The sequence below is a fragment of the Cohaesibacter marisflavi genome, from assembly GCF_963665895.2.
In the GTDB taxonomy this organism is placed as follows: Bacteria; Pseudomonadota; Alphaproteobacteria; order Rhizobiales; family Cohaesibacteraceae; genus Cohaesibacter; species Cohaesibacter marisflavi.
The window spans coordinates 2,363,074-2,388,073 of sequence record NZ_OY762534.1 but is presented as its reverse complement, the minus strand read 5'-3'; the positions used below and the strand labels follow the sequence as shown (position 1 = coordinate 2,388,073).

Below are 25,000 nucleotides of genomic sequence, written 5' to 3'. Positions count from 1 at the left end.
GGCGCGCTGTAAAGCGCTTCAATGGGGTGACTTGTCATCAAGCTATGTTTCATCACATAAAATTGTGTGTAGCCGGAGATGCAAATCGCAATAAGCATAGATGGTAGCCACAATAAGTTCAATTTTGAAGTTCAATGATGAACGAACGGGTTTTTGCCTAGACGATCCTACGTCACCATGCCGGTGTGACGCGCCACCCGTTAAAGCCCGCGCAATAAAACAGGTGAAACCCATGAAGTCCATGAAACCATTTGAAAAATTCCAGACAATAACGGTGGCTTGCATGTTGATGGCTGCGGTTTCCACTCTGTTGCCTGTTACTTTTGCTCAGGCTGCGACTTCTGATTGGCAAGAAACCGAAGGCGGTAAAATGCGTCTTGTGAGCGCGGGCATGCAGAATGGCAGCCTCAAGGCCGGGCTGGAAATCCGACTGGATGAAGGGTGGAAGACCTATTGGAAAGTGCCCGGTGAGTCCGGCCTGCCACCCAGTTTCGACACCTCTGCTTCACAGAATGTTGCCAGCATCAAAACCCTGTGGCCGGTGCCCCACCGCATTGGGGCTGGCGGCATCGAGCTGCTGGGCTATAAGGACGCCATCATTTTTCCTTTCCTTGTCACGCCTGCAGACAAGAATGCACCTGTCGTGATGGATCTCGCCGCTCAGGTCGGGCTTTGTGCAGAGCTTTGCGTGCCGCTCGATGCGGAATTTTCCCTGAAGATTCCGGCCTCTGGCGATCACGATCTTGGAACCGAGCTGCTGATTGATCGCGATATGGCACTGGTGCCAACTGCTCCGCGTGACGATTTCACCATTACGGATATCAAACATGCCAAGATGGACGACGGCGGAGACAGCCTCATCATCAGTGCACGCATCCCAGATGGATATGGCAAAAAAGATCTGTTCGTAGAAGCGCCCGAGGGTTGGTTTTTGCCTCTGACAACCCATATGGAAAATAACGTAGAAGGGCAAGAACGCTTTTCTCTACGTCTTGAAGGGCTCCCCAAGGATGCAAAAACCCAAGGGGCCAAATTGACTTTTACGTTGACCAATGGCGATGAGGCCGTGGTTGAAACAAGAATTCTTGCAAAATAGATTTGAAGGAAAGAGAGGCCAAGATGATTAAAGTTGGCGACAAGCTTCCAGAAGCAACATTTCTCGTAATGGGAGAGGACGGCAAGGAACAGCGTACCGTGTCTGATCTTTGTGCTGGCCGCAAGGTTGTCATCTTCGGGGTGCCGGGTGCGTTTACACCAACCTGCCATCTCAACCATCTGCCGGGCTATATCAACAGCATTGACGGATTGCACGCGCTGGGCGTCGACGAGGTTGCCGTTGTGGCTGCCAACGACGTTTATGTCATGGACGCATGGTCCAAGGCGAGCGGCGGCAAGGGCCAGATTACCTTCCTGGCTGATGGCAATGCCGACTTTGCAAAGGCAACGGGCCTTGATCTGGACGCTACAGCGGGCGGCATGGGCATCCGCTTCCAGCGCTTTTCCATGATCGTGGACAATGGCACCGTGACCCACTTCAATCTGGAAGAAAATCCAGGCGAAGTCGAGAAGAGTGGTGCAACGGGCATCATCGCCCAGCTCAAGGGCGAATAACAGTCCTCGGATTTCTTAACAGGCGAAGCTTTGGATGCTTTGCCTGCGATAGACAAGACAATGCCAGCGGCTGTCAAAAGCTACTGGCATTTCTGATTTGTCTCAAGCGTATCGGGTTGGCGACCACGTCAAACGCGTCTAGCTTTAAAACAGGCTGCCCTGCGCGTCATCATCGCTCTTCTTGCTGCTTTTTTTGCGCGGGCGGGCCGGCTTTTGCTGCTCTTTGGCTTTGTCCTGTTCCTTGAGGCGCGTCAGGATTTCCTGTTCGATCGCTTCGGTGAGCTTGGCGGTCGCCTTCTCCAGTCGTTCCGCAGAGGCGTCTTCGGTCAGAACTTTGGCGACAGCCTCCTCAACTGGAGCATTATCCTCTTTCGGGGTTGCTTCCGGTTCGCCTTCTGGTGTTTCCGGTACGGGCACATTTTCAACCGGAATATCCTTGGCTTTGGCTACGCGCCGACGGGCCCGCTTGCCCGCGATCGTGCGCAAATGGGCTTCGATATCTTCCGCAGAAATCGCGTCGGCGCTCATGATGCCGGTCGATCCGGCTTCGGGCGTACTATCAGTCTTGTCCTCGCTTCTTTCCTCGGCTGCCGGGACAATGGCTTCAGGAGTGCTCGGCGGGTTCGCCATGGAAACCGGTCCGGGCTCGTAGCTATCGATCAGGGAAGCGGTGGCGCTGATGGAGCCATCCTCGAAGCTGAGGCTGAGGGGAGAGCCGGGATTGATCTGTTCGGCCCGGCGAATCAGTTTGCCATTGCGGTCGCGAACCAGCGCAAAGCCGCGTTTGAGTACGCCCTTGTGCGAAAGGCTCTCGAGCAGGCGGCTGGCCGCATCCAGTTGCTTGCGCTTCTGCTCAACGGTGAGAAGAGACACGCGATTGAGCCGCGCAGTCCGGTCCGTCAGCCGCTCTGTCTGTAGCTCGATGCGCCCCGTGACAAGTTCGGCGCGCAGGCGGACAGCGGTGCCCGAAAGCTGGGCGCGCTTGGTCTGGCTGGAGATGGCAAGGCTCTTGTGCAGGCGATCGCTGCGCTCGCCAAGGCGGTCTCTCTGCACTTTCAACCGCTCGGTCACAAGGGTGGGGCGCAAACGGCCTGCCGCGACATCCAGCCGGGAACGGCGCACTTGCGTTGAACCGATCAGGCCCTGCTCGAGACGCCCCGAAACCATATCAAAGCGTTGACGGGCCAGCGCCAGAATGTCCCGCGGTTGTGGTAGGGCACGCGCTGCCGAGCGCAGATCGGAGCGGCGGCGATCCATCATGCGCGAAATGGCGCCATATTGGCGCAAATGCAGATCGCCAAGGGTGGCCACCAGTTCTGATCGCACCGGCAGAGCCACTTCGGCAGCCCCCGTCGGGGTTGGCGCACGCAAGTCGGCGACATAATCGATGAGCGTGACGTCGGTCTCATGGCCGACAGCGGAAATCACCGGAATATCACTCTCGGCAACCGCGCGGGCCGGGGCTTCTTCGTTGAACCCCCAGAGATCCTCAAGGCTGCCGCCGCCGCGCGCCACGATAATCAGGTCCGGGCGCGGAATGGGGCCGCCAACCGGCAGCGCATTAAAGCCACGCACACCATTGGCCACTTCTGCGGCGCAGCTCTCGCCCTGAACCCGCACAGGCCAGACGATGACATGCACCGGAAAGCGATCTCGCACACGATGCAGGATATCGCGGATGACCGCGCCGCTGGGCGAGGTGACAACACCAATCACACTGGGCAAATGGGGAAGGGGCTTCTTGCGCTCCTGCGCGAACAGCCCTTCTGCCGCCAGTTTTTTCTTGCGCTCTTCCAGAAGCGCCATCAGCGCGCCTGCGCCAGCTGGTTCCATATGGTCGATGACCATTTGATATTTGGACTGGCCGGGGAAGGTCGTCAGCTTGCCGGTGGCAACCACTTCAAGTCCCTGTTCGGGTTTGACTGCCAACTTGCTGGCCGCACCGCGCCAGATGACGCCCGAGAGCACCGACTTGTCGTCTTTCAGATCAAGATAGATATGGCCCGATGCGGGACGAGACACCCGCCCCAGCTCACCACGCACGCGCACATAGCCGAACTGATCCTCGATGGAGGATTTCACCGCATAGGAAATTTCAGAAACGGTAAATTCGGCTGCATTGCTGGGCGCGCGTTCGACCATGATGATTCCTGATTGAGATTCGTTTGAATTGGTCCATTGGTGCCCATCTTTGCACCTCTGGTCAAGCATCGGGCCGGAGCTTTTGCGCCAAAGCGGCACGGATCACACAGTGCCCCCTTGCTCTTGGGGGAAATTCAGCTAAGAAAAAGGGGAAAACAGATCGACCGAACGAGGCCGCCATGTCCCATTATGATTTCAAGAGCCAGCGCCTGTGGGTGGAACAGGATATTGCCGAGCGGATTGCCATCCCGTGCGAACGGGCACAGGCCAACTATCTGCTCAATGTCCTGCGCATGCAGGAAGGCGACGAGATGCTCATCTTTAATGGCAGGGATGGCGAATGGAAAGTGGAAGTCCGTCCCATGGGCCGCAAGAAATGCGCGCTCATTCCGCTTGAGCAGGTACGCCCGCAGCCTGAGCCGGAGGCGAGTGACCTGCATTATCTGTTCGCGCCGCTGAAGTCCGCTCGCATCGACTATATGGCGCAAAAGGCCGTTGAGATGGGCGTTAGTCAACTGCGCCCTGTCTTCACCCAGCACACGCAAGAGCGCCGCCCAAAGCTCGACAAGATGCGGATGAATGTCGTGGAAGCTGCCGAGCAGTGCGGTATTTTGGCCATTCCCGACGTGACAGAGGCGACCCCTCTTGCCAAGCTGCTCGCCAATTGGGAAAGCACTGACGAAGGACGCCACATCATCTTCTGTGATGAAGGGGAGTTGGGCAAAGATCCTCTGGCCATTCTCGATACCATTCGCGGGGAGGGCAATGCCGTGCCACCGCTTGCTGTTCTCATTGGTCCGGAAGGTGGCTTCTCGGCAGAAGAGCGCGAGACGCTGCGTGCATCCTCTTTCGTAACCCCCATTCCGCTCGGCCCCCGCATCTTGCGCGCCGATACCGCCGCAGTGGCAGCATTGGCCATTGTTCAGGCGGTTCTGGGAGACTGGGCTGACCAGCCGCACTGAGGAGCGAACCGGGCAAAGCAGTTGGGTTGATGGGCATGCCAGACCATGCGTCAGGGTTGCCGATTTGCCGCTGTGCTTGAGGGTTGTTTCCTTTGCCCTATGGGGCTAGGCTCATTTCACTTTCCAATGAAAGGCTGGCCAACCAGGCCAGTATTTTCTTTTTCAGCACGATCCAAGAGCCGGTTTGAGTGAACCATCAAACTGGCGATCCAGAAAGCCGTTCGATCATGTTCATGTCCGCCGAGGCCTGGGGCCTGTTTCTTGTTGCCTGCCTGATGCTCAATTTAGCGCCGGGGCCAGATCTTATTTTCATTCTGTCGCGCACATTGGGGCACGGTCGAAAAATCGGATTTGCAGCCTCGCTCGGCGTTTGTTCTGGTGCCTTGGTGCATGTCATGGCCGCAGCCCTTGGGGTGTCTGCCATTTTGGCAACCTCTGCCACGGCCTTCATGATCGTCAAATATGTGGGCGCGGGCTATCTGGTATGGCTCGGGGCCAAGGCACTCTTTTCACGTGAGAGCGTTCTGCCGACAGAGGCCAAGCCGAAAAAGCAGCTTTCGGCCTGGGTAGCCTATCGTCAGGGCGTGCTGATTGATGTACTCAATCCCAAGGTCGCTCTGTTTTTCCTCGCTTTTCTACCCCAGTTCATCCCGCATGATGGCACGCTCAATGGGCATCAGATATTTCTGGATACCGTTCTGCTTGGTGCCATCGTCATTGGTGTCGGGCTGGTCATTGAGGCGGGCTTCATCATGCTGGCCGCCCCTTTGGGTACCTATCTGCGCAATAACAAGACCGTTGCTTTATGGCTGGATCGCGCCTTTGGCGGCCTGCTTGTGAGCCTTGGAGCCAAATTGGCCCTTACGGATTAGCCCTTCTTCCCCGCCCTGCATGGAGTGGAGGCAGGCGAATGAAGCTGTTTGGTTCGATCCATCACAGACACTGTGTGATTGATCAATAAGTTTCATTTGTTGCATTGCGCACCATACTGTAGGGGAGTTCTGTAACGACACTGCCTGATCGGAACAGAAATTCGGTCAGGCATTTGGTATTTTCCGAGATTTTCTTTCATTAATCTGATCGGGAGCAAGCTGCGTCTTCGCTCAAGGCTTGCTCCGAATAATGTCCCAATTGCTGTAGTGAGGCCGAGAGCATGTCTGCCAGTACACCCAAAACTGCCAGTTTCGAAGGGGATAATCCCGTTCTGGGTATTCTCCTTATGGTGCTCTTCTGCATGCTGATTCCCTTCAGCGATGCCTGTCTGAAGCTGTTGGGAGAAACTGTGCCGGTGCTTACGGTGATTGTGGTGCGCTTCAGTCTTCAGTTCCTGTTCATGGGGGCCATCATGCTGATCAGGCAACGAACCATCGGCCATATCTTCCGTTTGTCTTCCTATATCTGGTGGCGGCTTCTGATCCGCGCGGTGATGCAGATTTCCGGGATTGCCTTCATCTATATTGGCCTCATGTATATGCCGCTGGCGGATACAACAGCCATTTGCTTCATCTATCCGATCCTGATGTTGCTGGTTGGTCATGTGGTCATGAAGGAGGTCGTTGGTCCCCATCGCATTATGGCGGCTCTTGTCGGTTTTGCCGGTACGTTGATGGTGGTTCAACCCAATTTCATGGAAGTGGGATTGAATGCTCTATGGCCTGTTGGCGTCGCCTTCACATTCGTGATTTTCATGCTCGCAACGCGTCAGACAAGCCGGGGGATCGATCCTGTCACGGTTCAGGTCCTGTCCGCTGTCATCGCTCTTGTGATTGTCGCCGTGCCCATTCTGCTGCTCAATGGCGACGGCTTTGAAGCGTTTGATCTGAAATCGCCTTCTCGCGAGGAATGGCTGTTTCTGGTTGGTGCCGGGGTGATCGGCTCGCTCGGACATCTGTTGATGACTGCGGCGGTTCATCTGGCTCCCTCTGCCACTCTGGCGCCGATGCAATATCTGGAAATTCCCTTTGCCACCTTTATCGGATGGCTCATCTTTTCCGATCTGCCCAATAGTCTCGCAGCCTGGGGCATTGCAGTGACCGTTGCCGCCGGGCTCTACATCATCTACCGTGAGCAGAAGGCCTTAAATGAGAGCCGCAGACAATCCGCCATCGAGTTGCCTGCTGAAGAGATTATCTGATCGGGGGGCTGCTTGCACAGATTTTTCAAAACTAGCGCAGCTCACCCATTGTAACCCCTGTTTCGAATGCCTAATTTGACAATACGTGACATATGAAGAAGCATTGTCACGCTTGCCATATTTCAAGGAGCCTGTTTCATGGCCGCTTCCCAAACAAAAACTGAAGCCCTGACCCTTAACGACCGCAACGCTCTGATTGAGTCCATTTCGACAGGGGAGAAGCCAAAGGAAAAATGGCGCATCGGCTCTGAGCACGAGAAATTCACTTTCTACAAAGACAGCTTTACCCCCGTCCCTTATGAGGGGGAGCGCGGAATCGAACGCCTGCTGCTGGGCATGGAAGGCCTGCTGGGCTGGAAACGCATCGAGGACAAGGGAAAAATCATCGGACTTGTCGACCCCATCGAAGGGGGTGCTATTTCCCTTGAACCGGGTGGCCAGTTCGAGCTGTCTGGCGCACCGCTGGAAAATCTCCACCAGACCTGCCGCGAAGTGCACCGTCACCTGGCGCAATTGCGCGAAGTGGCAGACCCACTCGGCATCGGTTTCCTTGGTCTGGGCGTGTCACCGAAATGGCACCTAGATGAAGTGCCAGTGATGCCAAAAAGCCGCTACGACATCATGATGAATTACATGCCCAAGGTTGGCAGCCGTGGGCTCGACATGATGTTCCGTTCCTGCACCATTCAGGTCAATCTTGATTTCTCCAGCGAAGCGGACATGGTGCAGAAGATGCGTGTCGGCCTTGCTCTGCAGCCCATCGCGACCGCGCTGTTTGCCAACTCGCCCTTCATTGATGGCCACAAGAATGGCTACCAATCCCTGCGCGGGGCGATCTGGCATGATACCGACAAGGACCGCACCGGCATGTTGCCGTTCGCCTTTGAAGAAGGCTTCGGCTATGAGCAATATGTCGACTGGGCGCTTGATGTCCCGATGTATTTTATCACGCGTGACCACACCTATTATGACATGACCGGTCTTACCTTCCGCGAATATCTTGGCGGCAAGCGCAAGGACGGGATGCCGGATACCGAGCCGACCCTGCAGGATTGGGAAGACCATCTCACCACCGTGTTCCCCGAAGTACGCCTCAAACGCTATATCGAAATGCGCGGTGCAGACGGAGGGCCATGGCGACGCATTTGTGCGTTGCCGGCGCTTTGGACTGGCCTGCTCTATGATCAATCGTCGCTAGATGCGGCGTGGGATCTGGTCAAGGACTGGACGGCAGAGGAACGTGATGCCCTGCGCATCGCTGTTGCCACGCATGGCCTCAAAACCCCGTTCCGTGACACAACCGTTCTGGAGCTGGGCAAGAAGGTCGTCGATATCGCCCGCAAGGGGTTGGCTGCTCGAGCGCGGGTCAATGGGGCCGGCTTCGATGAAACCCAGTATCTTGCTGCCTTGGAAGAAACGGTCACGCTCGGTCTGACGCCGTCTGATCAACTGCTCATGCGCTATAACAACGAATGGGGCGGTAACATCAATCGCGTTTTTGAAGATTTCGCTTACTGAGCATCTATCGTTTTTTCGATAGTGAAGGGCGCTGTCCGGGCTTCCCTCAAGAGGAGGGTCAATACAGCGCTCTTTCTTTATGTGTTTTCAAGACGCAAACACATTCTCGAAGGCACAGACAGGGCCATATCCCTGCCACGAAGCGTTGCACAAGTCGATTTGTCCTGTGGTGCGCAGGAGGGGCTGTGCTAGGATAACGCGACCTGTCAGAGGGGGAGATGTCATGAAAGCTGCCATTCGAATGACCCTTGCCGTCCTGCCGTTCGTTTTTTTGACAGCCTGTGTGCCTGCAAAGATAAGCGGACAAAAGCCGGACGGTACGAAAATCAAGATCCAGTTTTATCCCGGCGGGCCAAAGCTTGATGATCTCGTGATTTTTGAGGGAAAAAACTATTTCGGCAAGGTGTCGGAACTCGATAACGATCCGGCCAAGGACATCCGCTTTACCCTGAATGAGGGCAAAATCTTCATCGCCGAATGCACCGCGGTGCAAGTGGACAAGGCCAACACCCCAAAATGCATGGAATATGAAATTTACCGTAGTGACGATGAAGCCATTCCCGAGCGGACGGTCTTTTATCGCCCGCGCTGGTATTAGGCACAAAAGCGCGCCCTGACTGTTCGCTGAACAGAGGCTATAAACGCCCCTATCAGCGATGACAGCAAGGCCAGAAGGCACAAGATGCGTGGGCTATCTTGCTCATCAAGTGTTAGCGCCAGCGGCCAACCATTTCCACGAAGCCGTCGCCGGTGACTTCCTCGCCATACATATAGCCGTTGACATTGATTTTGCCGTCAAACTTGATCAGGTTGCCAATCTTGGAAACGACCTCGCGCTGCTGGTAGGGCAGGCTGATTTGCAGGCAAGTTTCGAAAGGTTCATGGGAAAGAACCACATGGCGCGGATAGCGACGGCCCGAAAGGCGACTGTCCATGAAATCGTTCATTTCCAGCGGATCAATTTTCTCGACAATATGGGTGCCATCAGGCAGCACCACCGTGCAGCAGGTATCCTGTCGATTGCGAGCAAAATCCCACAATTGCGAAACACTGAGCCGGATGCCGTTGTCGAGCTGCGGATACAGATTGATCCACTGACGCTGTTCCAAATTCCGGTCCAGACTGAAACGACGCGGCAAGGCACCAAACTGACGATTGAGCCACATGGCGCCGGTTACGCTTTGCGGTTTTCCCATGAGTTCGACATTGCCGGAAAGCTGAATGGCTGGCAGGGCGAATTTATACTGCTGTGCTCCAAGGAAGTGGAAATTGCCTTCCCCGTTATTCACCAGAATGGGCGCGTTGACATGGCCGGAGAGCTCGATGGATGCATCGGGAAGCTCGGCATTGATCGTCAATTCGTTGCCGCTGCCATAGATATCCAGCTCGTGGGTCGAGAATTTGAGAGACTGCTCACTGATCATGATGTCCTTGAGAGGAACAGTATTCTCCACCTCGCGAATCCAGCCTGTGTCCTGATCCATCAGGCACATGCTGACAGAAATCTGGGCCTCACTGCCCCGTTGCTGGATGATGAGCAGATGCACTCGGAAACTGAAATGCTTTCCGCCGCCACGCAAGCTTGTTGAGAATTGCCATGATTCCAGAGGATGCAGGCCACCATGCCAAGCGAGGTCATGGGCGAGGCTTGCATTGGATTTTTTCACCATCTTGCCGCGGTAGGGGGCGTGAAAGGTGATGTCTTGGGTTGTTTGAGCCTTATTGAGTTGCATACAGGACCTCCCTCTAAGCAAATTCCGGTCTGCGACGCAGTTGCCGCGGTTGGATGAAGCGCCAGGGTTGGCTGAAGGGCGGTTCGGAAAAGGTGTCTCGCTGGCTTTCAATAGCGCACGAGAAATCCGGGGACCTGTCTAAGTCTCCGACGTCCTCCTAACATCGAAGCTGATGACTCATGCGCGAAACTGGTACGACGAAAAGGATTGCCGACACTTGTACGAACACGCCTTGCACTGCCTCCCTGAGCAGTTCTGCTTATTTTTCAAGGTTTGCCTTCTGCTTACAGCTTGTAAAACAACAATGTGTCATAAATATTATTGCCACTTGACTTTGTAAGCGATGTGCATTGGTCGTTAGAGTTCGACTCGTGATACCCTGCAAGTATATGTTAGCGCTTAACTATGTAGTTTAGTCAAGGGAAATATTGTCACGTGAGCAATTTTTAATTTTGTACTGTTTTTGGCATAAATGATTGCTATATCAACAGGCAAAATACTGGTGTTCATGCTATAAAAATGGACAATAATGCAAGAATGCCAGTATGGTGGTAGGCCTGAAATTGTAGCTCTTATAAGTTAGTCTTGACTCAAGAAAGAAATACCAAGCAGCTTTTCACTTTCGGCCCACAAGCGCGCTGAGCGCTCCAGATCCAGTGCATGCGGGGCGATGTGGCTCAGCGAAACAGGCCCGCGCATATCAAAAAAGCCGGTCGGGCCATAATAGGCGCCTCGCTGTGCTTCCAAACCGGCGGCCGCCAAAACGGTAGGGACTGCTCCTAACGCGCTTGGTTGAGCAACAAGAGCATTGAGCGGCTTGTAGATCATGTTCAACAGACCTGTCGGGCCGCTGCTTTGCAGATTGGTGTTGGAATAACCCGGATGGCAGGCAATGGCGATGGCCGGGCTCTGCGCTTTGGCAAGCCGGCGATCCAGCTCAAAGGCAAACATCAGATTGGCCAGCTTGCTTTGTGCGTAGGCCTTGGTTGAGGAGTATTTCTTTTCTCCCATCAAATCGCCAAAATGAATACGCCCCAGACGATGGGCGATGGAAGAGACCTGAACCACGCGCCCGCCTGCCGCTTCCACCCGATCCAACAACATACTGGTCCAGAGAAAATGCCCTAGATGGTTGGTGCCGAACTGTAATTCAAATCCATCTGCAGTCTGACACTTTGGTGTCTGCATGATGCCCGCATTGTTGATGAGACCATCTATGCGTTGCGTGATCGCACGCACGCCATCAGACGCCCTGCAGATGCTGGAGCGATCGCCAGGTCAAGGGTCACCAGATTGATGGTGCCGGTGGAAGTGGCCTCCAGCATCATGCGTGCCGAGGCTGCCTTTTGTGTCGACCGGCAAGCCAATATGAGGTCGGCGCCTCTGCGTCCGAGCATCTGGGCCGCCTCAAAGCCGATGCCGGAATTGCCGCCGGTAATGACAAAGCACTTGCCGGAGAGGTTCGGCAAGCGGTCTTCTCGCCAATTTTCAATCTTGTTTTGTGAAATAGACTGTTCGTTCATATCAAAATGTCCAAAGGGCTTGAGAGGAAATAACGAAGAGGGTACGGTCAAGGATCAATATACATAGTTTACAAAATGGATAAAAAATGTCAACTATGTAACTTTAATGTGGTAGAGCCGTGATGAATGTCAATGAAGTAGTGATGATCTTTTGCCAATACGGCTTTCGAAAAGCCTCAATGGAAGACATTGCAAAGGCTGCCGACTTGTCGCGCCAATCGATCTACAAAAAATTCAAATCCAAGGAAGGTGTCTTTGAATGGGCCATCATGGCCCTGACCCAAGACGCGCATTCAGCTGCCATGGCCGCTTTGAATGATGAAAGCCAGCAAGGCCCGGTGCGCATCATAGAGGCCTTTGATCGTTGGGCAGGCGATTTCGTGCCCATGATCCGCGGCACACCGCATGGCTCTGAGGTTTTGGAGCGGGCTTTGGAAATCTTTCGGGATAAGGGGCATGCTGGAGACGAGCTGCTTTATGCAAATATGGCGCGTTTACTGATTAAGTGCGAATTGGCAAGCAGCAGGCAACAGGCTGATGACAAGGTTTTTGCGCTTTCAGCCAGTGCAAAAGGGCTCCTGTTGCGCGCAGAAAGCCCGCAGGAGTTCACCGTAGGCATGGCGCGTATCGTCAAGGCGATTTCATAGCAAGCAAAAACGCGGTGAAAACGAGCGTGCCCGATTAACAGGCGTTGCCCCGGAGCGTTGGTTCCGGGGATCATGTGTTGCCATCTGAGGAAGAGAGATAAGACACATTGAGTAGCTCTAAAACCGCAGCAAAGACAGTCATAACCCTGCCTGATGCGGTTTAGGCACATTCAGAGTCTGCACCGACGACGCGGACCATTATACGGTTGGAATGTGCAATCCCAAGCGCGGAAGCTGCGATACCGCATCGAGCAGGCGCGAACGTTGCAATAGCGCGGTGGTGGTGGCCGATAGATGACCCTTGGCCGTGGACGCCAGCGTGGATAATACCGTCTGACTGGAGGCCGCCAACGCCTGACGGGCGGTGGGCGGTTCCAGCTGCGTGGCGGTGGAGGCGCAAACTGGGCTGTTGCCGTGGTTGGAAGAGCAAAGCTGCCAAACGCGGAGAAGATCAATGCCAAAGCGACCAGATACGTGAGTTTCATGATCGTAACTCCTGTCGCAAGAGTGGAATGAAAGCTCAAAGCGAGCAAAACGCAGTACGAGGCCTTAGCGCCATTATCCCACTTTTCACCATTCTGGTCGAGACGTATTTATGTAGCAGGGCGGGCAACCGACGTCCGTGCGAAGACTATGAGAGTATCACAACTTTATAAGCGGAACGGTTAATTAATTTTTGTTTTCAAATAAATGGCTCCGCAGCTCTGGTGGGCACCCAGTCTCGTTGGTCGATAAGGACATGACAAGAGAGAGCCGTTGCCATATGGGCATCAATATGTTTGATGCGTCCTGCAACTATTCTCATTGGATTGCATTGTGGCCATTTGATAATCTGCGTTCCTGTTTTGGTGCAGGATCTATCCTTCGCGCCACATTCTCAGGATAGCAAGATGAGCGCAGCAATCATTCCACCTTCTCAGGCAGGAACCTCGGTTAGCGAATCCGCCAAGGCCTCCACTATGTCCAGCAAGGATATCGGTCTTTATGGAATGATGATCGTCGTCTGGGGGACCAGTTGGATCGCCATGGCCCATCAGGTCGAAATTGTGCCCGCTCTGATCACCGGCGTCTACCGCTTCACACTTGCCGCCGCCGTTACCTTCCTATGGGCCTTGCTGGGCAAATATCCCTTGCGCTTTCCATTGCAGGTGCATCTGCGTCTGGCAATGGTGGGCATCTTCATGTTTTCGTCCAACTTCGTGATGTTCTATTTCGCTGCAGGCTATATCGCCTCCGGTCTGATGGCGGTGATCTTCTCGCTGGTCAGTCTCTTCAACATCATCCTCAGCGCTTTGTTTCTTGGCATGCGCCCCACGAAATTGGGCATGGTGGGCACGGTTTTGGGATTATCCGGGATCGGGCTGATTTTCTGGCCCGAGATTAGCGCCAACGTTGGCGACCAAGGGGTGCTGTATGGGCTGGGCTTTGGTCTTGGTGGGACGCTGCTCTTCTGCACCGGCAATATTCTGTCTGTCTCGAACAGGAAACTCGACATACCGCTCATCAGTGCCAATTGCTGGTGCCTGACTTACGGGTCTCTCTGGCTTCTCTGTCTGGCGTTGGTACTTGATGTGCCCTTCATCATGGACTGGAGCGCAGAATACTGGATTGCCATGGCCTGGCTGGTCATCATGGCTTCTGTGGTGGCCTTTTGGGGCTATATGACCCTGCTGAGCTCGATTGGACCAGCGCGAGCTGGCTATCTTACTGTTCTATTCCCCGTTGTCGCGCTGATGCTCTCCACCCTGTTTGAGGGCTATCAATGGTCTTTGTGGGGGCTCATCGGATTGGCGGCAATCATCGCGGGCAATATTCTGGTCATGCGAAGTGGCAGCAAGCAAGCCGCCGTATAGGCTAACGCTTGGAGCAAAGCCCGTCTAGCGGCTTCAGCCGATGAGGCTTCAGTGAAGCCACGGGCTTCCATCAGAGCGAGGATGCCACTGGGCGACCCTTCCATTCATTTCGGCAATGTCGAATACGGGCTCGGGGGAAGGGCGAAAACTGAGGATATAGCCAAGAAACTCATCCTGTTTCTTGAGCAATTGTCCCCGCCGGTAATAAACAAGGATCGTGCAAAACTGCGCGCCGCACAAGCTGCTCCGCTCCAGTCTGCCCTTGCAATGGAGCCCTTGATGGGAGAGCACCAGATCCAGCTTGCCGTCTCCGTTCAGATCAACCTCGAAGACGCCTTGGTGATGAAAGCGACCCGCGCCGCTCTCGCAGCCCGCTTCGATCTGTTGATTGAGTAGATAAAGAGTTGCTTTGCTGCGGGGAGCAGCAAAGGCGCTGCGATCAACGAGTGCCAACAACCCAGCCATCATGCAAATAATCAAAGCGCGTGCCGCTTTGTCTGGCATGAGTGCATCCCCGTTCATATGTCCCCCACAGTCTGGAACCAAGGCCCGAAACCAGAGCTATCCGGCTTATTCTGCGGCCAACGCAGCACCGCCGGAAACATTGTCCAGTGCATTGACGATATGAGCGGCCAGCGCATTGTGGATGCGGTCTCGCGCATTCTCCGAGCGTAACAAGGCGATATCACAATGCTTCATCTCGGGGAAGCCCTCCCGTTCTCCCAGAACCCGCATGTCAGAGGTGAGGGCGCTTTCCGGCAACACGGAGATCGCCAGACCGGCCATCACGGCGCCGGTGTGGGCCGCAGCCGAGGAACTGACATAGGCGATGCGATATTTCTTTCCGGCTTTGGAAAGAGCCTCGGTGGCTGCGGCTCTCCAAGTGCAGGTCTTGGTGCCAAGGGCCAGAGGAATGGTCGCCTGACAATGCACGGAGTGATGGGCGGAGGAAACCCACAACAGAGGCTCCGAGCGAATGATGCGGCCATTGCGTTCCTGTGTCCGATTGCCATGGGTGACAATGCCCAAATCCAGCCGCCCATCCTGAATACGCCGATGGATGCAGGAGCTTTGCTCGCACACCACTTCAATCTCTATGTTTGGGTGGGTGGTGGCAAAGCTGGCCAAAACTGTTGGCAACAGTCTGGGCGCATAGTCGTCAGGCAATCCGAGACGAACCTTGCCGGACATGGCATCAGAGGAAAAGGCGGCAATGGTCTCCGCATTCAAAGACAGCATGCGCCTGGCATAGTCCAACAGACGCAGACCTGTGTCGGTGACGCGGCTCTGGCGGCCATCGCGCACGAAGATCGTTTGTCCAACCCGTTCTTCCAGCCGGCGCATCTGCATGGACACGGCGGACTGCGTCTTGTTGACCTGCTCGGCAGCCTTGGTGAAGCTGCCGGTTTCGGCAATAGCAATGAAAGTGCGAAGCTGGTCCAGATCAAGAAGGGCGTTCATCAGCAATCTCCATGTGCCTTGGTATGTGCCCTTGGAATGTGCCTCCAAGGCATTCCGCGCAGCGCGCAAGGTCATAAGCAAAAGCGATCAATATGTCTGATCAATATTTATCATTGATCCAGATTTAGATCCATCAAAAATTCAGATGGTTTCCATAAAAAACATTCGTTGGATTTATTGTTCTCTTTTTGCGATAGTTGTTTACAACAACAAAGGACACTTGCCCGTTGGCTGTATCTTAGGCTTTTACCGGTCATTGCAAGCGTCTTTTGAAATTTGAAATGGTGGTCTTGGCTGAGAGCTTTTCTAATCTTGCGGCCCCGATTGCCACAGAGAAACAGCCTTCGTTCAAACCTCAATCGATGGTTCTGCATCGCGAGAGGGGAGAAGAAGTCCAAGCCAAAGGAGACAAGACATGCTGACAGTATTTCTGAATTCTGCATTCTCATCGGCAATCGCCGGCCTTGTACGCCTTGTGACTGCGGGGGCGACCATCATGCGTAACCGTGCAGCCTTGAAGAGTCTTCAGGAGCTGGATGAGCGCACCTTGGCAGATATTGGCCTGACGCGAGGAGATGTGATCACCGCAGCATCGCAGCCGCTTCACAGGGATCCGATGCTGATCGATCCGTTTGACGCAAAACGCCGGATTCATGCCCGTGAACTGGAAGTGCTGGCACGCTGGGCGCGGCCAGTGATTGAAGAAAGACAGCCACTTCCGGCAGAGAAATTGACCGCAATCAAACAGACGCCGGTTTGTTGCGGATCAGAGGGAGCCTAGTAGCCGCACTGCCTGACCGTCGGCAGCTCCCGAGGCGGTCGCCCATTTGATTAAGCAGCCAGGGGTCCTCCTTGAGACCCCTGTTATCCTTGGCCCGCCCCTTGAGGCGGGCCTTTTTTTGTCTCGAAGCGAGTGCAAACAAGAGCCACAGCCAGAGCTGCAGAGGCGCCTCGACGATCCCTCTCGTCAGGCCGTATCCATTAGCCGATGACAATCACATGCACGGCACGCGGCCCGTGAGCCCCGAGCATGATTTTCTGCTCGATATCTCCCGAGCGTGACGGGCCTGTGATCATGTTGAGCGCGCGCGGCATGTGAGCCACCCCGCTCATATCGCGCAACTGGTCGTGAATGCTTTCATAATCGCCTGCTATGTCGTTGGCGTCGAGCACGATGATATGGTTTTCTGGCAGGAAGTTGATGGTGGTCGGGTTGTCTGGCCCCGAGGCGAGCACGGCTGTGCCGGTTTCTGCCACACCGCCCATGGCGTGATTGACGCCCACAAGGTCTGTACCGTCGGAGGGGCCAATGGTGCGTTCAAGCTGTGGTTCGGTGCGCCAGTTTACCGCCTTGAGGCGCGGGTCTTCTCCCATCACGATGGCTTGGGGCAGGTTATGCTCCCGCAAATATTGGGTGATGGCACCGGGCAAGTCGTCATAGGAGCCGATGCGTGCCGTGGTCGATGAGACACGCTCGGCATAGTCCATGAACATGGCAACTTTCTCATAATGGCCCACCTGCGCACGCTTGGGCACAATGCCTTTTGGTCTGGATGCGAGGCGCTCTTGCACTTCTTGACGCGCCTCATTGCGGTTCGGGTCGGCTCCTTCGCTGACAGAGGCGAGAGACCGGCGGATTTTGCCAAGGATGGCGGATTTGGCCGCGCTGTTGTCGTGACGCTCACTCATGCCGCATCTCCCTTCGTCTGCCCACGTTCGGCCTCACGCTCCGCCCACATCTGCTGGAAGGTCTTGCCCTCAGGGGCGGGGAACTCGCGATGTTTGGTCCATCCTCCGGCGGCGGGCAGGCGACGCATCAGGGCTGTTTGTGGTGCCAGATATTTCATCACCCGCATGCCAATGCGCATGGTGCGGTGATAAAGCTTGGGGCGGCGGGCAAAATAGGCCCAGCCCTTGAGTCCCCAACGCTGTGGTGTGGGGTTGAGATGGCGCTCATATTCCCTCTCGCGCCAATGACGCAGCATCTTGGGCAGGGGAATGCGCATCGGGCAGACACTTTCGCAGCGCCCGCAAAGCGTTGAGGCATTGGGTAGATGACCTGCCTTGTCCACTCCGACAAGGGATGGCGTCAAAACCGACCCCATTGGCCCCGGATAGACCCAGCCATAGGCATGGCCGCCCACGGCATGATAGACAGGGCAATGGTTGATGCAGGCCCCGCAACGGATGCAACGCAGCATTTCTTCAAAATCCGTGCCCAGCATTTCCGAGCGACCATTGTCCAGCAGCACGACATGATATTCTTCCGGTCCGTCAGGGTCTTCCGTCCGGCGCGGTCCGGTGGAAAGGGTGGTGTAAACGCTCTGTTCCTGCCCTGTGGCCGAGCGGGCCAACAGGCGCAGGAAGACATCCAGATCATTAAGGGTCGGGATCACTTTCTCGATGGACGCCAGCACGATATGCACTCGACTGAGAGTCTGTGTTAGGTCGCCATTGCCCTCATTGGTCACGATCACCGACGAGCCACTTTCGGCCACCAGAAAGTTGGCGCCCGTAATGCCGACATCGGCTGCGAAATATTTCTCGCGCAACACCTCTCGTGCTTCACCAAGCAGGGTGACCGGATCATCCAGATTGCGGTTCGGGTCGAGATTGGTGTGAGCACGGCGGAAGTCTGCTTCTACCTGCTCCTTGGTCACATGCACCGCAGGCGCGATGATGTGGCTGGGATGCTCCCCCCTCAGCTGAATGATATATTCGCCAAGGTCGGTCTCGGTCACTTCCATGCCATCGGCTTCGAGAAAGGCATTGAGCTGCATTTCCTCCGAGATCATCGATTTGCCCTTGGTCATCGTTCGCGCACCGACCGAATGGCAGATATCGCGTACGATCTCGCAGGCATCCTGAGCCGTTTCCGCCCAATGCACATGCCCGCCGCTGGCTGTTACTTTCTTCTCGTAATCTTCCAGATAGACATCCAGATGCTTGAGGGTGTGTGTCTTGATATCCCGCCCCAGATCGCGCAGATCCTCAAACTCGGGCAGAGCATCAACCGAGGCTTGCCGCTTGCCGATAAAGCCTGCCTCGACATTCTTGAGGGCCTTTTGCAGAGTGGCGTCAGCAAGCGCGTCGCTGGCATTCTTCTTGAAATCGCGTGACTTGATTTCCATCTATGCGCCTCCCTCTAGCGACCGGATTTCTCGCCGATAGCCGGACCATCGGCCATATCGGCCAGCACTTCGGCAATATGGCGCACCTGAATGGCCGACCCGTCGCGCTTGAGCTTGCCCGCCATATTCATCAGGCATCCCATGTCGCCAGCAAGCAAGGTGCCCGCTCCGGCCTTGGTGATATTGTCGGTTTTCTTGCCGACAATGGCGTTTGAAATATCGGGATACTTGACACTGAAGGTGCCGCCAAAGCCGCAGCAGACATCATTGTCAACCATCTCCTTGAGGTCCACACCGGGAACCGACGCCAGAAGCTTGCGCGGCTGATCCTTGATGCCGAGTTCTCGCAGACCCGAGCAGCTGTCATGATAGGTGACCGAGCCGGTGAAATGGGAGGACACGCCCTCGATGCCGGCCACATCCACCAGAAAGCTGACCAATTCATAGGTCTTGCCTGCAACCGAAGCTGCACGGTCTGCCCATTGTGGCTCATCGGCGAGAAGGGATGGATAATGCTTGCGGATCATGCCCGCGCAGGAGCCGGATGGCGCGACCACATAATCATAGCCCTCGAACGCTTGGATCACCTGTTTGGCCAACGCCCTGGCATCGTCCTTGTCGCCCGAGTTATAGGCAGGTTGTCCGCAGCAGGTCTGGTCTTTGGGTACTTCCAGCGTAAAGCCGGCATCTTCCAACAGTTTGACCGCAGCAAACCCCACTGTTGGCCGGAACAGATCCACAAGGCAGGTAACAAACAGACCGACAGTCTTGCCGGAAACATCCGTGCCTCTGGAGCCATCCCTCTTCTGTTCAGGCGTGGAGGGGGCGGAGAAATTCATTTCAATCTGGTTCATCGATCTCGGTCTTTGTAACGCTCGGGGCTATCAATCAATCGGATAATCAATTGGCGCAATCGCAGTGGCCCAAGGCATCTATGGCCTTGCTGTCTGTCAGAGAAGAGCTGCCTTGAACCTCAAGGCGCTACCCGCAAGGGGAAGCTCTTTTCCGGGAAACTGGTGTGGTGGCAGTCTGGAGATAAAAGAACAGATACGCAAGAGCACCAAAATGGCCTCTGACTGAAAAATACGCCTTTCCCACTGGGAGGATGCTGCGAAGCGAGGCCTATCCGCAAAAAGGGCAAGGGCTGCCATTCTTCCTTTTTCACAGCTCGACTATGGAATGAGATGGCTGTTTCTGCAGCAGAAGGCAGAAGAGATGCCTGCGGGATATCTTCCTAAAATCCATGGATTAAAGCGGAATCTGGTAAGCTGCATTGCCAGGTCGGGCTCGCTTCTTGCTGGTCCGCTCCGGGAATCCTTCGGGATTTGACAGGCGAACGAATTCAAAAAAGGGCTTGTGTCTTGGGCCGGAAAGAGAAAAGATGGTGGAGCAAAATCGGAGCAGTTTGTGATGGTATCGGTCAAGGCATTGGCCGAAGCTGTTCTTGTTCCGCAGAAAGAGGCCCGGGTTTCTTTCTGGGATGATGACGTGCGTAGGTCGTATGCGCTCCCCCTTGCGGGTGAGCATGAGCATGGCCAAGTAATTGCCCCGATTGCAAACAGACCATTAAGCGCGTGAAGCGCGAGGCCGCATGCGCCCTTTACGGCGATGTGCAGGAGATGCAAAGGGTCTATGGAGGAGGCAAGAGAGCTGAGGGTTTGCTATTCCGCACCTCGGCTCTCTTCATTCCCGGGCGCCGACCATTTCACGAAAGACTTTACCTGATTTCAAGGGTGGCGAAGCGTAAATTGATGGCCCCTGTTGCTTTCTTTGGCATTTTGCGGGCACAGTCCACTCCGTATCTTTCCCTTTTGACTGTCTGAAAGAACACGCATGACCTTATCGTTGGCTACCTCCCTGTCTATTGCAACTCCAGAAGACGCCCAAGCCATTGCCGAGCTGAAAGTGATCTGCTGGCGCGATGCCTATGAAGGGCTGATGCCCAAAGCCAGTCTTGATGGTTTGAATGCCGCAGATGAAGTACCCCATTGGCGCGATTGGTTGGCCGACGAGACTGCCGGGCTTGTAGCCCGCTTGCTATGGCTGGATGATACGCTCGTGGGCTATGGTCTGGCTGGCCCGATGCGACTGGGGGATCGCCCTGGCAAGGAAATCAAGGCCGATGGCGAGCTCTATGCTCTCTATATCCACCCGGATTTCCAGCACCGCACGTTCGGGCGGACGCTTCTAGCCGCGCTCGTCGATGCAATGATGAATAAAGGGTGCAAGAGTATCGGGGTCTGGATGATCGGTGGCCATATCCGCGCCGAGCAATTCTATCTCAAGCTGGGCGCTGAAGAGGTTACCAAACGGGTGGAAATCCACCATGGTCGCATCGCCTATCGCGAAAAAGGCTGGATCTGGAGTGATCTGCCCAAGCTTTCGGCGCGATTGACAATCCGCCCGGTTTAGCGCTTGGCTGTTTACGCAAAAAAATCCCGGCACGGATGCCGGGATTGAACGGGTTTGTTTGGTATTTTGCCCCTCTGGAGTTTAAAAGGGGAAAAGCACAAAACAAAAAGCTTATTCGGCCGAAAATGTCTTCAGATAGGCAATGACGTCTTCGCGCTGATCTTCCTTTTTCAGCTTGAAGGTCATCTTGGATTTTCTTTTCACACCAGCTTCCTTGAGGAAATCTTTAGGGTCCAGAAGATAAGCCATCAGCTTTTCTTCATCCCAGGCCTCGCCCTGTTCGCCAAGGGCTAGATAGCCGTCTGAATATTTGTAGCCATCAACGGAGCCAATTGCGCGGCCAACAACGCCGTTGAGCTGTGGCCCCACCTTGTTCTCAGCTCCTTCGCCGATCTGATGGCAGGCTTTGCATTTCTTGAATACTTTCTCACCCTTTGCAGCATCGCCTTCAGCGAAAGCGCCCAGAGTGGAAGCAAGGAAGAACATTCCGGCAACAGCAACCAAACGTTTCATACTTGCGGTCCCTTTCTAAGATTGGCAGCCAGCATTCCCCTCCTCAGGTCCGTGCGTGACTGCTGGTCGACATAAGCAAAATATCGTACAGCCTGTTCTGATCAACCGGGCAAATCGGCACACTGCTGGTCTCACTAAGCTATGCGCCAAAGTCAAAGGTCGGACTTGCCAGGCAGGGCTAGTAAACAGACTGAATGGTTACAGCTCTCTGAATATTTGGCAAGAGACAGATTGTAGCATTTCTAAGAAATACGGATTCCCCTTGAATCGCAAGAGGGTAGAATAACCGATCCGCCAAAAGCTGTCATGCATGATACAAATCAGCGTTAATCTAAGGAAAAGGCCTGAAAGCAAAGGATGTTATCGGGAAAATTTGTATATCATTAAGTTTAATCCCTATTGTTCTCTTCGGAGCAAAAGAATTAATGCAGTGAAAATAGCGTTTTAAGAAGATTTTATCATCTCTGTCCTATAACGGAGGCTGAATTGTGCGACGGGACGGGAAATATGAACGCTAGTTCAAACGTGCCTGAAAGAGACCTTTACGCGATCTATGATGACCTGAGTGATGGCGTCATGATCATGGGGCCTACAGGCAAAGAACTTTATCGAAACAAGGCCATGAAGCGTCTTCCGGACCATCTGGAAAACCGCCTCATGAGTTTTGTCGGGATCGATGAGTGCATTTGCGAGAAAAGTCGGCACGAAAAACTGGTCTCCCGCTCTCAAATGGAAGGCTGGAGCTTCAATTGCTATGCCTATGGCTCGGGCAAGCTGATTCTTGTGAAATTTGACGATCAGCTGGGCAAGCAGATCAAGGCCTTGCGGGCGGAATTCTCTGATGCGATCCGTGATGGCATGCCAGCGGCTTCCGCTGCAATGCAAGTGTTGCGCGATCACGTCAACTCACGCTGGGTTGCCATTGGAAGCCTCGATTTCAAGACCCGGAGCGTTGTGTTTGATCTGTGCTATGATGGAGAGCATCTTCAGGCGAACCGCCTGCCTTCGCTCAATTGCTTTGCCGATAGCAAGCCCTGTGAACATAGTCCGTTGATGACAGCAGATCTCTCGGCGCATTTCGTCAATAGCGATGAAATCGCCGCCTATGGCATTGGCCATGTGATCGGCATGAGTATGCATAATCATCGCGATGAATGCGTGGGTTACGCATTGCTGGCCGATGAAGCCGAGCCAAACCAGATGAGCCAAAGCGTCACGCTGCTCAAGGAACTGGCCGTGCTCTATGGTCCCTATTTCGAGGTCAGTTCCGCTCACCAGAAGGTGAGCAAGGCCGTCGCTGATGCTAACACGGATGTTGTGACCGGGCATGGCAACCGGCGGGCTCTGGAAAGCTATTTGCAAGGGTGCCTTGATGAAATGCAGCGTGAGCAGGAAGAGTCCGATGTGCTAACCCTGTTTGACAGCAGGGCCATGCGCAATTCCGTTGTTATGCTGCTCGATCTGGATGGCTTCAAGCGGGTCAACGATGTTCTGGGCCATGGGGAAGGCGACAGGGCCTTGCGTCTCGTTGCCGATAGCCTGCAGGAAATCGATAGCAACAGCCGTGTCTTCCGCTTTGGGGGGGACGAACTGGTGCAGGTCTTCCCGCGCGCGGGCAATCTGGATTCCGATGAATTGCGCCTCTATGTCAACGATGTTGAGAGAAAGCTCGATAGCCACGGTTTCAAGGGGCTGGGGCTCAGCCTCGGGATCGTTCACCTGTTCGAGGGCGATGGCTCCTACGCGTCGCTGATGACCCTTGCAGATGCTCGCATGTATCACGAAAAGCGCCTGCGTTCGGTCGCTTTCATTTAGGCATAAAGCTCTGCCGATAAGGCCGCATGCGGCATTGCTTCTCGCTCCTGCCTGAAATCATCCAACAGCCGCAAGGCCTTCTCATATTGCACTAGAGAGGGAATGGCTCCCAGAGCAAGACGCACGGCCGAAGGCACCGGACTGGAGCCGACGACAAAGTGATGCGCGCCCAACACCGACATGCCCCGTCTGCCCGCTTCCAATTCAAAGACCGCCGGATTCTGATCCTCTCGCAGATGAAGCCAACCGCTGAAGCGATCCGGGTAAAGTTCAATATTGTCCGCGAATATGGCTTTTGCAATGGCATGGCGCTCGGCCAGAGCCGCTTGTTTGCGTAGCCGGTTCTTCTCTATCTCGCCACTATCGATCCAGTGCCGCACCAGTTCCGCCCCAATCGGCGAGGACATGGAGCTAATGTCCGTGATAACACGCAGCAGCGAGGAGCGCACCGATTGGGGTGCACAGATGAAGCCGGTGCGCAGGCCTCCGCCGAGAATCTTGGAGGCCGATGCCACAATGCAGGTCCGCTCGGGCACACGGTGCCACATGGATTGATTGGGGGCAGAAAGAACAGGGCAATAAGGGTCGTCCTCGATCACCCAAAGATCATGACGCCGGGCGCAATCGGCCAATTCATCAAGCCGCCTGGAAGAGGTTGGTCGCCCACTGGGATTATGCACGTTGGGCCCGATGAAAAGACCTGCCACCGGTCGTCGCTTGCAAAGCGCGTCCAGTTGGTCGGCGCTCATGCCTTCCGCGTCTGCCCCAATGGGAGCCAGACGGACACCAAGGCGCGGTGCGGCATTGATCAGGCCGGGATAGCTCAGCGCTTCCAGCGCCAGTATGTCGCCATCCTTGAAAATGCCTTGCAACAAAACCTGCAAGGCATGTTGCGCCCCCGAGGTTAGCAAAATGCGATCAACGGGCGCGTCGATATTGTAATAGGAAAACAGGTCCCGACCGGCTTCCCTATGGCGCACAAGCCCTTCAATGGGGGTGTAATTGAGCACCCGCCCGATCCCCGTTTGGCGGGAGAGTGCCTCGAAGGCTGCGCCCAAATCCGGGTCCAGATGGGAGAGGGGGAAATTATGAGCGAGATCCAGCTCTGAAAGTACTTCATCTTCTGGCATGAGTGGTGAGGTGGGCCGGTTTTGCGGTGCGACAAAGGTTCCCCGCCCGATCTCTCCCTTCACGAGTCCCATCTTTTCGGCGCGCTCATAGACACGGGTGATGGTGCCATGGGTTACGCCAAGGGCCCATGCCAACGCGCGCTGGGGAGGCAGGCGCGTGCCTTCGGCGAGGCGTCCATCTGCAATGTCCCGCGCCATGATGTCCGAGAGGGCAATATAGAGAGGGCCTACCAGACCTGTAATGTCCGGTTGCCAGGAGAGGGGCTGCTTCATGATCATGTCTTCCCTGTTCGGCGCCGACGGCGATCGGTGCGCCAGAATAATTGTCACTGTAACAATAAAACAATTGATACAAAAGCTCAGTTTTGGGCAAAGTATGTGTTCTTAATTGTACTGATTGTATCTATTTCTTGCC

The 25,000-nt window shown here is 55.0% G+C and carries 21 protein-coding genes and 2 pseudogenes; 12 read left to right on the top strand and 11 right to left on the bottom strand.

Translation table 11 applies throughout. From position 1 onward, the window contains the following. Nucleotides 1–232: 232 nt before the first annotated feature. A complete protein-coding gene (locus tag ACKPCT_RS11915; protein WP_319569295.1) occupies nt 233–1,096 on the top strand; it encodes a protein-disulfide reductase DsbD domain-containing protein in 864 nt (287 codons plus the stop codon). A 23-nt stretch (nt 1,097–1,119) separates the two neighbouring features. Continuing rightward, nucleotides 1,120–1,611 carry a peroxiredoxin gene (locus tag ACKPCT_RS11910; protein WP_090071305.1) on the top strand — a complete coding sequence of 164 codons (492 nt, stop codon included), beginning with the start codon at nt 1,120–1,122 and terminating at the stop codon, nt 1,609–1,611. Between the two features lie 666 nt (nt 1,612–2,277). On the opposite strand, the pseudogene xseA reads toward ACKPCT_RS11910, so the two are convergent. Beyond that, nucleotides 2,278–3,753 (bottom strand): annotated as a pseudogene (xseA, locus tag ACKPCT_RS11905) (exodeoxyribonuclease VII large subunit); the annotation flags it as partial. 179 nt (nt 3,754–3,932) lie between these two features. Between xseA and ACKPCT_RS11900 the strand changes: the two are divergent. The 5 genes from ACKPCT_RS11900 to ACKPCT_RS11880 all read left to right on the top strand — a co-directional run bounded on the left by ACKPCT_RS11900 (nt 3,933) and on the right by ACKPCT_RS11880 (nt 8,965). Then, the gene (locus tag ACKPCT_RS11900) at nt 3,933–4,715 is read left to right on the top strand and encodes a 16S rRNA (uracil(1498)-N(3))-methyltransferase (protein WP_319515998.1); all 783 of its coding nucleotides are present in this window, start codon (nt 3,933–3,935) and stop codon (nt 4,713–4,715) included. Between the two features lie 188 nt (nt 4,716–4,903). Further along, nucleotides 4,904–5,587, top strand: a complete 684-nt coding sequence (locus ACKPCT_RS11895; protein WP_319569293.1) for a LysE family translocator — start codon at nt 4,904–4,906, stop codon at nt 5,585–5,587. A 281-nt stretch (nt 5,588–5,868) separates the two neighbouring features. Next, nucleotides 5,869–6,849: a DMT family transporter gene (locus tag ACKPCT_RS11890; protein WP_175527987.1), complete on the top strand. Its 981-nt coding sequence runs from the start codon at nt 5,869–5,871 to the stop codon at nt 6,847–6,849. 138 nt (nt 6,850–6,987) lie between these two features. Then, a complete protein-coding gene (locus ACKPCT_RS11885; RefSeq protein ID WP_090070915.1) occupies nt 6,988–8,367 on the top strand; it encodes a glutamate--cysteine ligase in 1,380 nt (459 codons plus the stop codon). A gap of 223 nt (nt 8,368–8,590) precedes the next feature. Further along, on the top strand, nt 8,591–8,965 hold the full coding sequence (locus tag ACKPCT_RS11880; RefSeq protein ID WP_090070914.1) for a hypothetical protein: 375 nt from the start codon (nt 8,591–8,593) through the stop codon (nt 8,963–8,965). A gap of 112 nt (nt 8,966–9,077) precedes the next feature. On the opposite strand, the gene ACKPCT_RS11875 is transcribed toward ACKPCT_RS11880, so the two are convergent. Beyond that, on the bottom strand, nt 9,078–10,100 hold the full coding sequence (locus tag ACKPCT_RS11875; RefSeq protein ID WP_090070912.1) for a lipocalin-like domain-containing protein: 1,023 nt from the start codon (nt 10,098–10,100) through the stop codon (nt 9,078–9,080). Between the two features lie 579 nt (nt 10,101–10,679). Next, a pseudogene (locus ACKPCT_RS11870) lies at nt 10,680–11,497 on the bottom strand (oxidoreductase). A gap of 305 nt (nt 11,498–11,802) precedes the next feature. On the opposite strand from ACKPCT_RS11870, the gene ACKPCT_RS11865 reads away from it, so the two are divergent. After that, nucleotides 11,803–12,270: a TetR/AcrR family transcriptional regulator gene (locus tag ACKPCT_RS11865; RefSeq protein WP_175527986.1), complete on the top strand. Its 468-nt coding sequence runs from the start codon at nt 11,803–11,805 to the stop codon at nt 12,268–12,270. Nucleotides 12,271–12,440: 170 nt separating this feature from the next. Here the strand turns inward: ACKPCT_RS11865 and ACKPCT_RS11860 are convergent, their stop codons facing one another. After that, the gene (locus tag ACKPCT_RS11860) at nt 12,441–12,518 is read right to left on the bottom strand and encodes a BA14K family protein (protein WP_244544649.1); all 78 of its coding nucleotides are present in this window, start codon (nt 12,516–12,518) and stop codon (nt 12,441–12,443) included. A gap of 642 nt (nt 12,519–13,160) precedes the next feature. Between ACKPCT_RS11860 and ACKPCT_RS11855 the strand changes: the two genes are divergently transcribed. Continuing rightward, nucleotides 13,161–14,123: a DMT family transporter gene (locus ACKPCT_RS11855; RefSeq protein ID WP_319569292.1), complete on the top strand. Its 963-nt coding sequence runs from the start codon at nt 13,161–13,163 to the stop codon at nt 14,121–14,123. 48 nt (nt 14,124–14,171) lie between these two features. Here ACKPCT_RS11855 and ACKPCT_RS11850 read toward each other — a convergent pair whose 3' ends face one another. Together ACKPCT_RS11850 and ACKPCT_RS11845 are read right to left on the bottom strand one after the other, a co-directional pair. Next, nucleotides 14,172–14,627 carry a hypothetical protein gene (locus tag ACKPCT_RS11850; RefSeq protein WP_319569291.1) on the bottom strand — a complete coding sequence of 152 codons (456 nt, stop codon included), beginning with the start codon at nt 14,625–14,627 and terminating at the stop codon, nt 14,172–14,174. A 66-nt stretch (nt 14,628–14,693) separates the two neighbouring features. Continuing rightward, nucleotides 14,694–15,584, bottom strand: a complete 891-nt coding sequence (locus tag ACKPCT_RS11845; protein ID WP_090071296.1) for a LysR substrate-binding domain-containing protein — start codon at nt 15,582–15,584, stop codon at nt 14,694–14,696. Between the two features lie 415 nt (nt 15,585–15,999). On the opposite strand from ACKPCT_RS11845, the gene ACKPCT_RS11840 reads away from it, so the two are divergent. Further along, complete coding sequence (locus ACKPCT_RS11840; RefSeq protein ID WP_319569290.1) at nt 16,000–16,365, top strand: DUF1127 domain-containing protein; 366 nt, start codon at nt 16,000–16,002, stop codon at nt 16,363–16,365. A gap of 200 nt (nt 16,366–16,565) precedes the next feature. Here the strand turns inward: ACKPCT_RS11840 and ACKPCT_RS11835 are convergent, their stop codons facing one another. From ACKPCT_RS11835 to ACKPCT_RS11825, 3 genes are read right to left on the bottom strand one after another with little or no spacing between them, the layout of a single operon-like run. Continuing rightward, nucleotides 16,566–17,273, bottom strand: a complete 708-nt coding sequence (locus ACKPCT_RS11835) for a LutC/YkgG family protein (protein WP_090070899.1) — start codon at nt 17,271–17,273, stop codon at nt 16,566–16,568. Continuing rightward, complete coding sequence (locus ACKPCT_RS11830; RefSeq protein WP_319569289.1) at nt 17,270–18,715, bottom strand: LutB/LldF family L-lactate oxidation iron-sulfur protein; 1,446 nt, start codon at nt 18,713–18,715, stop codon at nt 17,270–17,272. The genes ACKPCT_RS11835 and ACKPCT_RS11830 overlap by 4 nt, the downstream gene beginning before the upstream one ends. Nucleotides 18,716–18,729: 14 nt before the next feature. Continuing rightward, entirely contained in the window at nt 18,730–19,569 is an 840-nt protein-coding gene (locus tag ACKPCT_RS11825) for a (Fe-S)-binding protein (protein ID WP_319569288.1), read from the bottom strand. A 979-nt stretch (nt 19,570–20,548) separates the two neighbouring features. Here ACKPCT_RS11825 and ACKPCT_RS11820 point away from each other — a divergent pair. Further along, nucleotides 20,549–21,127 carry a GNAT family N-acetyltransferase gene (locus ACKPCT_RS11820; protein ID WP_319569287.1) on the top strand — a complete coding sequence of 193 codons (579 nt, stop codon included), beginning with the start codon at nt 20,549–20,551 and terminating at the stop codon, nt 21,125–21,127. Nucleotides 21,128–21,238: 111 nt separating this feature from the next. Here the strand turns inward: ACKPCT_RS11820 and ACKPCT_RS11815 are convergent, their stop codons facing one another. Then, nucleotides 21,239–21,640 (bottom strand): c-type cytochrome, encoded by a 402-nt coding sequence (locus tag ACKPCT_RS11815; RefSeq protein WP_090070886.1) that lies wholly within the window; start codon nt 21,638–21,640, stop codon nt 21,239–21,241. A 507-nt stretch (nt 21,641–22,147) separates the two neighbouring features. Here ACKPCT_RS11815 and ACKPCT_RS11810 point away from each other — a divergent pair. Further along, nucleotides 22,148–23,455 carry a GGDEF domain-containing protein gene (locus tag ACKPCT_RS11810; RefSeq protein WP_090070884.1) on the top strand — a complete coding sequence of 436 codons (1,308 nt, stop codon included), beginning with the start codon at nt 22,148–22,150 and terminating at the stop codon, nt 23,453–23,455. On the opposite strand, the gene ACKPCT_RS11805 is transcribed toward ACKPCT_RS11810, so the two are convergent. After that, nucleotides 23,452–24,858, bottom strand: coding sequence for an aminotransferase-like domain-containing protein (locus ACKPCT_RS11805; protein ID WP_319569286.1), 1,407 nt, complete (start codon nt 24,856–24,858; stop codon nt 23,452–23,454). The two genes, ACKPCT_RS11810 and ACKPCT_RS11805, sit on opposite strands and share 4 nt — an antisense overlap. Nucleotides 24,859–25,000 lie beyond the last annotated feature (142 nt).

Excerpts from the sequence above, each read along its gene's own strand:
- ACKPCT_RS11915 (WP_319569295.1), top strand. The coding sequence starts at position 233 with ATGAAGTCCATGAAACCATTTGAAAAATTCCAGACAATAACGGTGGCT.
- ACKPCT_RS11910 (WP_090071305.1), top strand. The coding sequence starts at position 1,120 with ATGATTAAAGTTGGCGACAAGCTTCCAGAAGCAACATTTCTCGTAATG.
- ACKPCT_RS11900 (WP_319515998.1), top strand. The coding sequence starts at position 3,933 with ATGTCCCATTATGATTTCAAGAGCCAGCGCCTGTGGGTGGAACAGGAT.
- ACKPCT_RS11890 (WP_175527987.1), top strand. The coding sequence starts at position 5,869 with ATGTCTGCCAGTACACCCAAAACTGCCAGTTTCGAAGGGGATAATCCC.
- ACKPCT_RS11885 (WP_090070915.1), top strand. The coding sequence starts at position 6,988 with ATGGCCGCTTCCCAAACAAAAACTGAAGCCCTGACCCTTAACGACCGC.
- ACKPCT_RS11880 (WP_090070914.1), top strand. The coding sequence starts at position 8,591 with ATGAAAGCTGCCATTCGAATGACCCTTGCCGTCCTGCCGTTCGTTTTT.
- ACKPCT_RS11875 (WP_090070912.1), bottom strand. The coding sequence starts at position 10,100 with ATGCAACTCAATAAGGCTCAAACAACCCAAGACATCACCTTTCACGCC.
- ACKPCT_RS11865 (WP_175527986.1), top strand. The coding sequence starts at position 11,803 with ATGGAAGACATTGCAAAGGCTGCCGACTTGTCGCGCCAATCGATCTAC.
- ACKPCT_RS11860 (WP_244544649.1), bottom strand. The coding sequence starts at position 12,518 with ATGCGGTATCGCAGCTTCCGCGCTTGGGATTGCACATTCCAACCGTAT.
- ACKPCT_RS11855 (WP_319569292.1), top strand. The coding sequence starts at position 13,161 with ATGAGCGCAGCAATCATTCCACCTTCTCAGGCAGGAACCTCGGTTAGC.
- ACKPCT_RS11850 (WP_319569291.1), bottom strand. The coding sequence starts at position 14,627 with ATGCCAGACAAAGCGGCACGCGCTTTGATTATTTGCATGATGGCTGGG.
- ACKPCT_RS11845 (WP_090071296.1), bottom strand. The coding sequence starts at position 15,584 with ATGAACGCCCTTCTTGATCTGGACCAGCTTCGCACTTTCATTGCTATT.
- ACKPCT_RS11840 (WP_319569290.1), top strand. The coding sequence starts at position 16,000 with ATGCTGACAGTATTTCTGAATTCTGCATTCTCATCGGCAATCGCCGGC.
- ACKPCT_RS11835 (WP_090070899.1), bottom strand. The coding sequence starts at position 17,273 with ATGAGTGAGCGTCACGACAACAGCGCGGCCAAATCCGCCATCCTTGGC.
- ACKPCT_RS11830 (WP_319569289.1), bottom strand. The coding sequence starts at position 18,715 with ATGGAAATCAAGTCACGCGATTTCAAGAAGAATGCCAGCGACGCGCTT.
- ACKPCT_RS11825 (WP_319569288.1), bottom strand. The coding sequence starts at position 19,569 with ATGAACCAGATTGAAATGAATTTCTCCGCCCCCTCCACGCCTGAACAG.
- ACKPCT_RS11820 (WP_319569287.1), top strand. The coding sequence starts at position 20,549 with ATGACCTTATCGTTGGCTACCTCCCTGTCTATTGCAACTCCAGAAGAC.
- ACKPCT_RS11815 (WP_090070886.1), bottom strand. The coding sequence starts at position 21,640 with ATGAAACGTTTGGTTGCTGTTGCCGGAATGTTCTTCCTTGCTTCCACT.
- ACKPCT_RS11810 (WP_090070884.1), top strand. The coding sequence starts at position 22,148 with ATGAACGCTAGTTCAAACGTGCCTGAAAGAGACCTTTACGCGATCTAT.
- ACKPCT_RS11805 (WP_319569286.1), bottom strand. The coding sequence starts at position 24,858 with ATGAAGCAGCCCCTCTCCTGGCAACCGGACATTACAGGTCTGGTAGGC.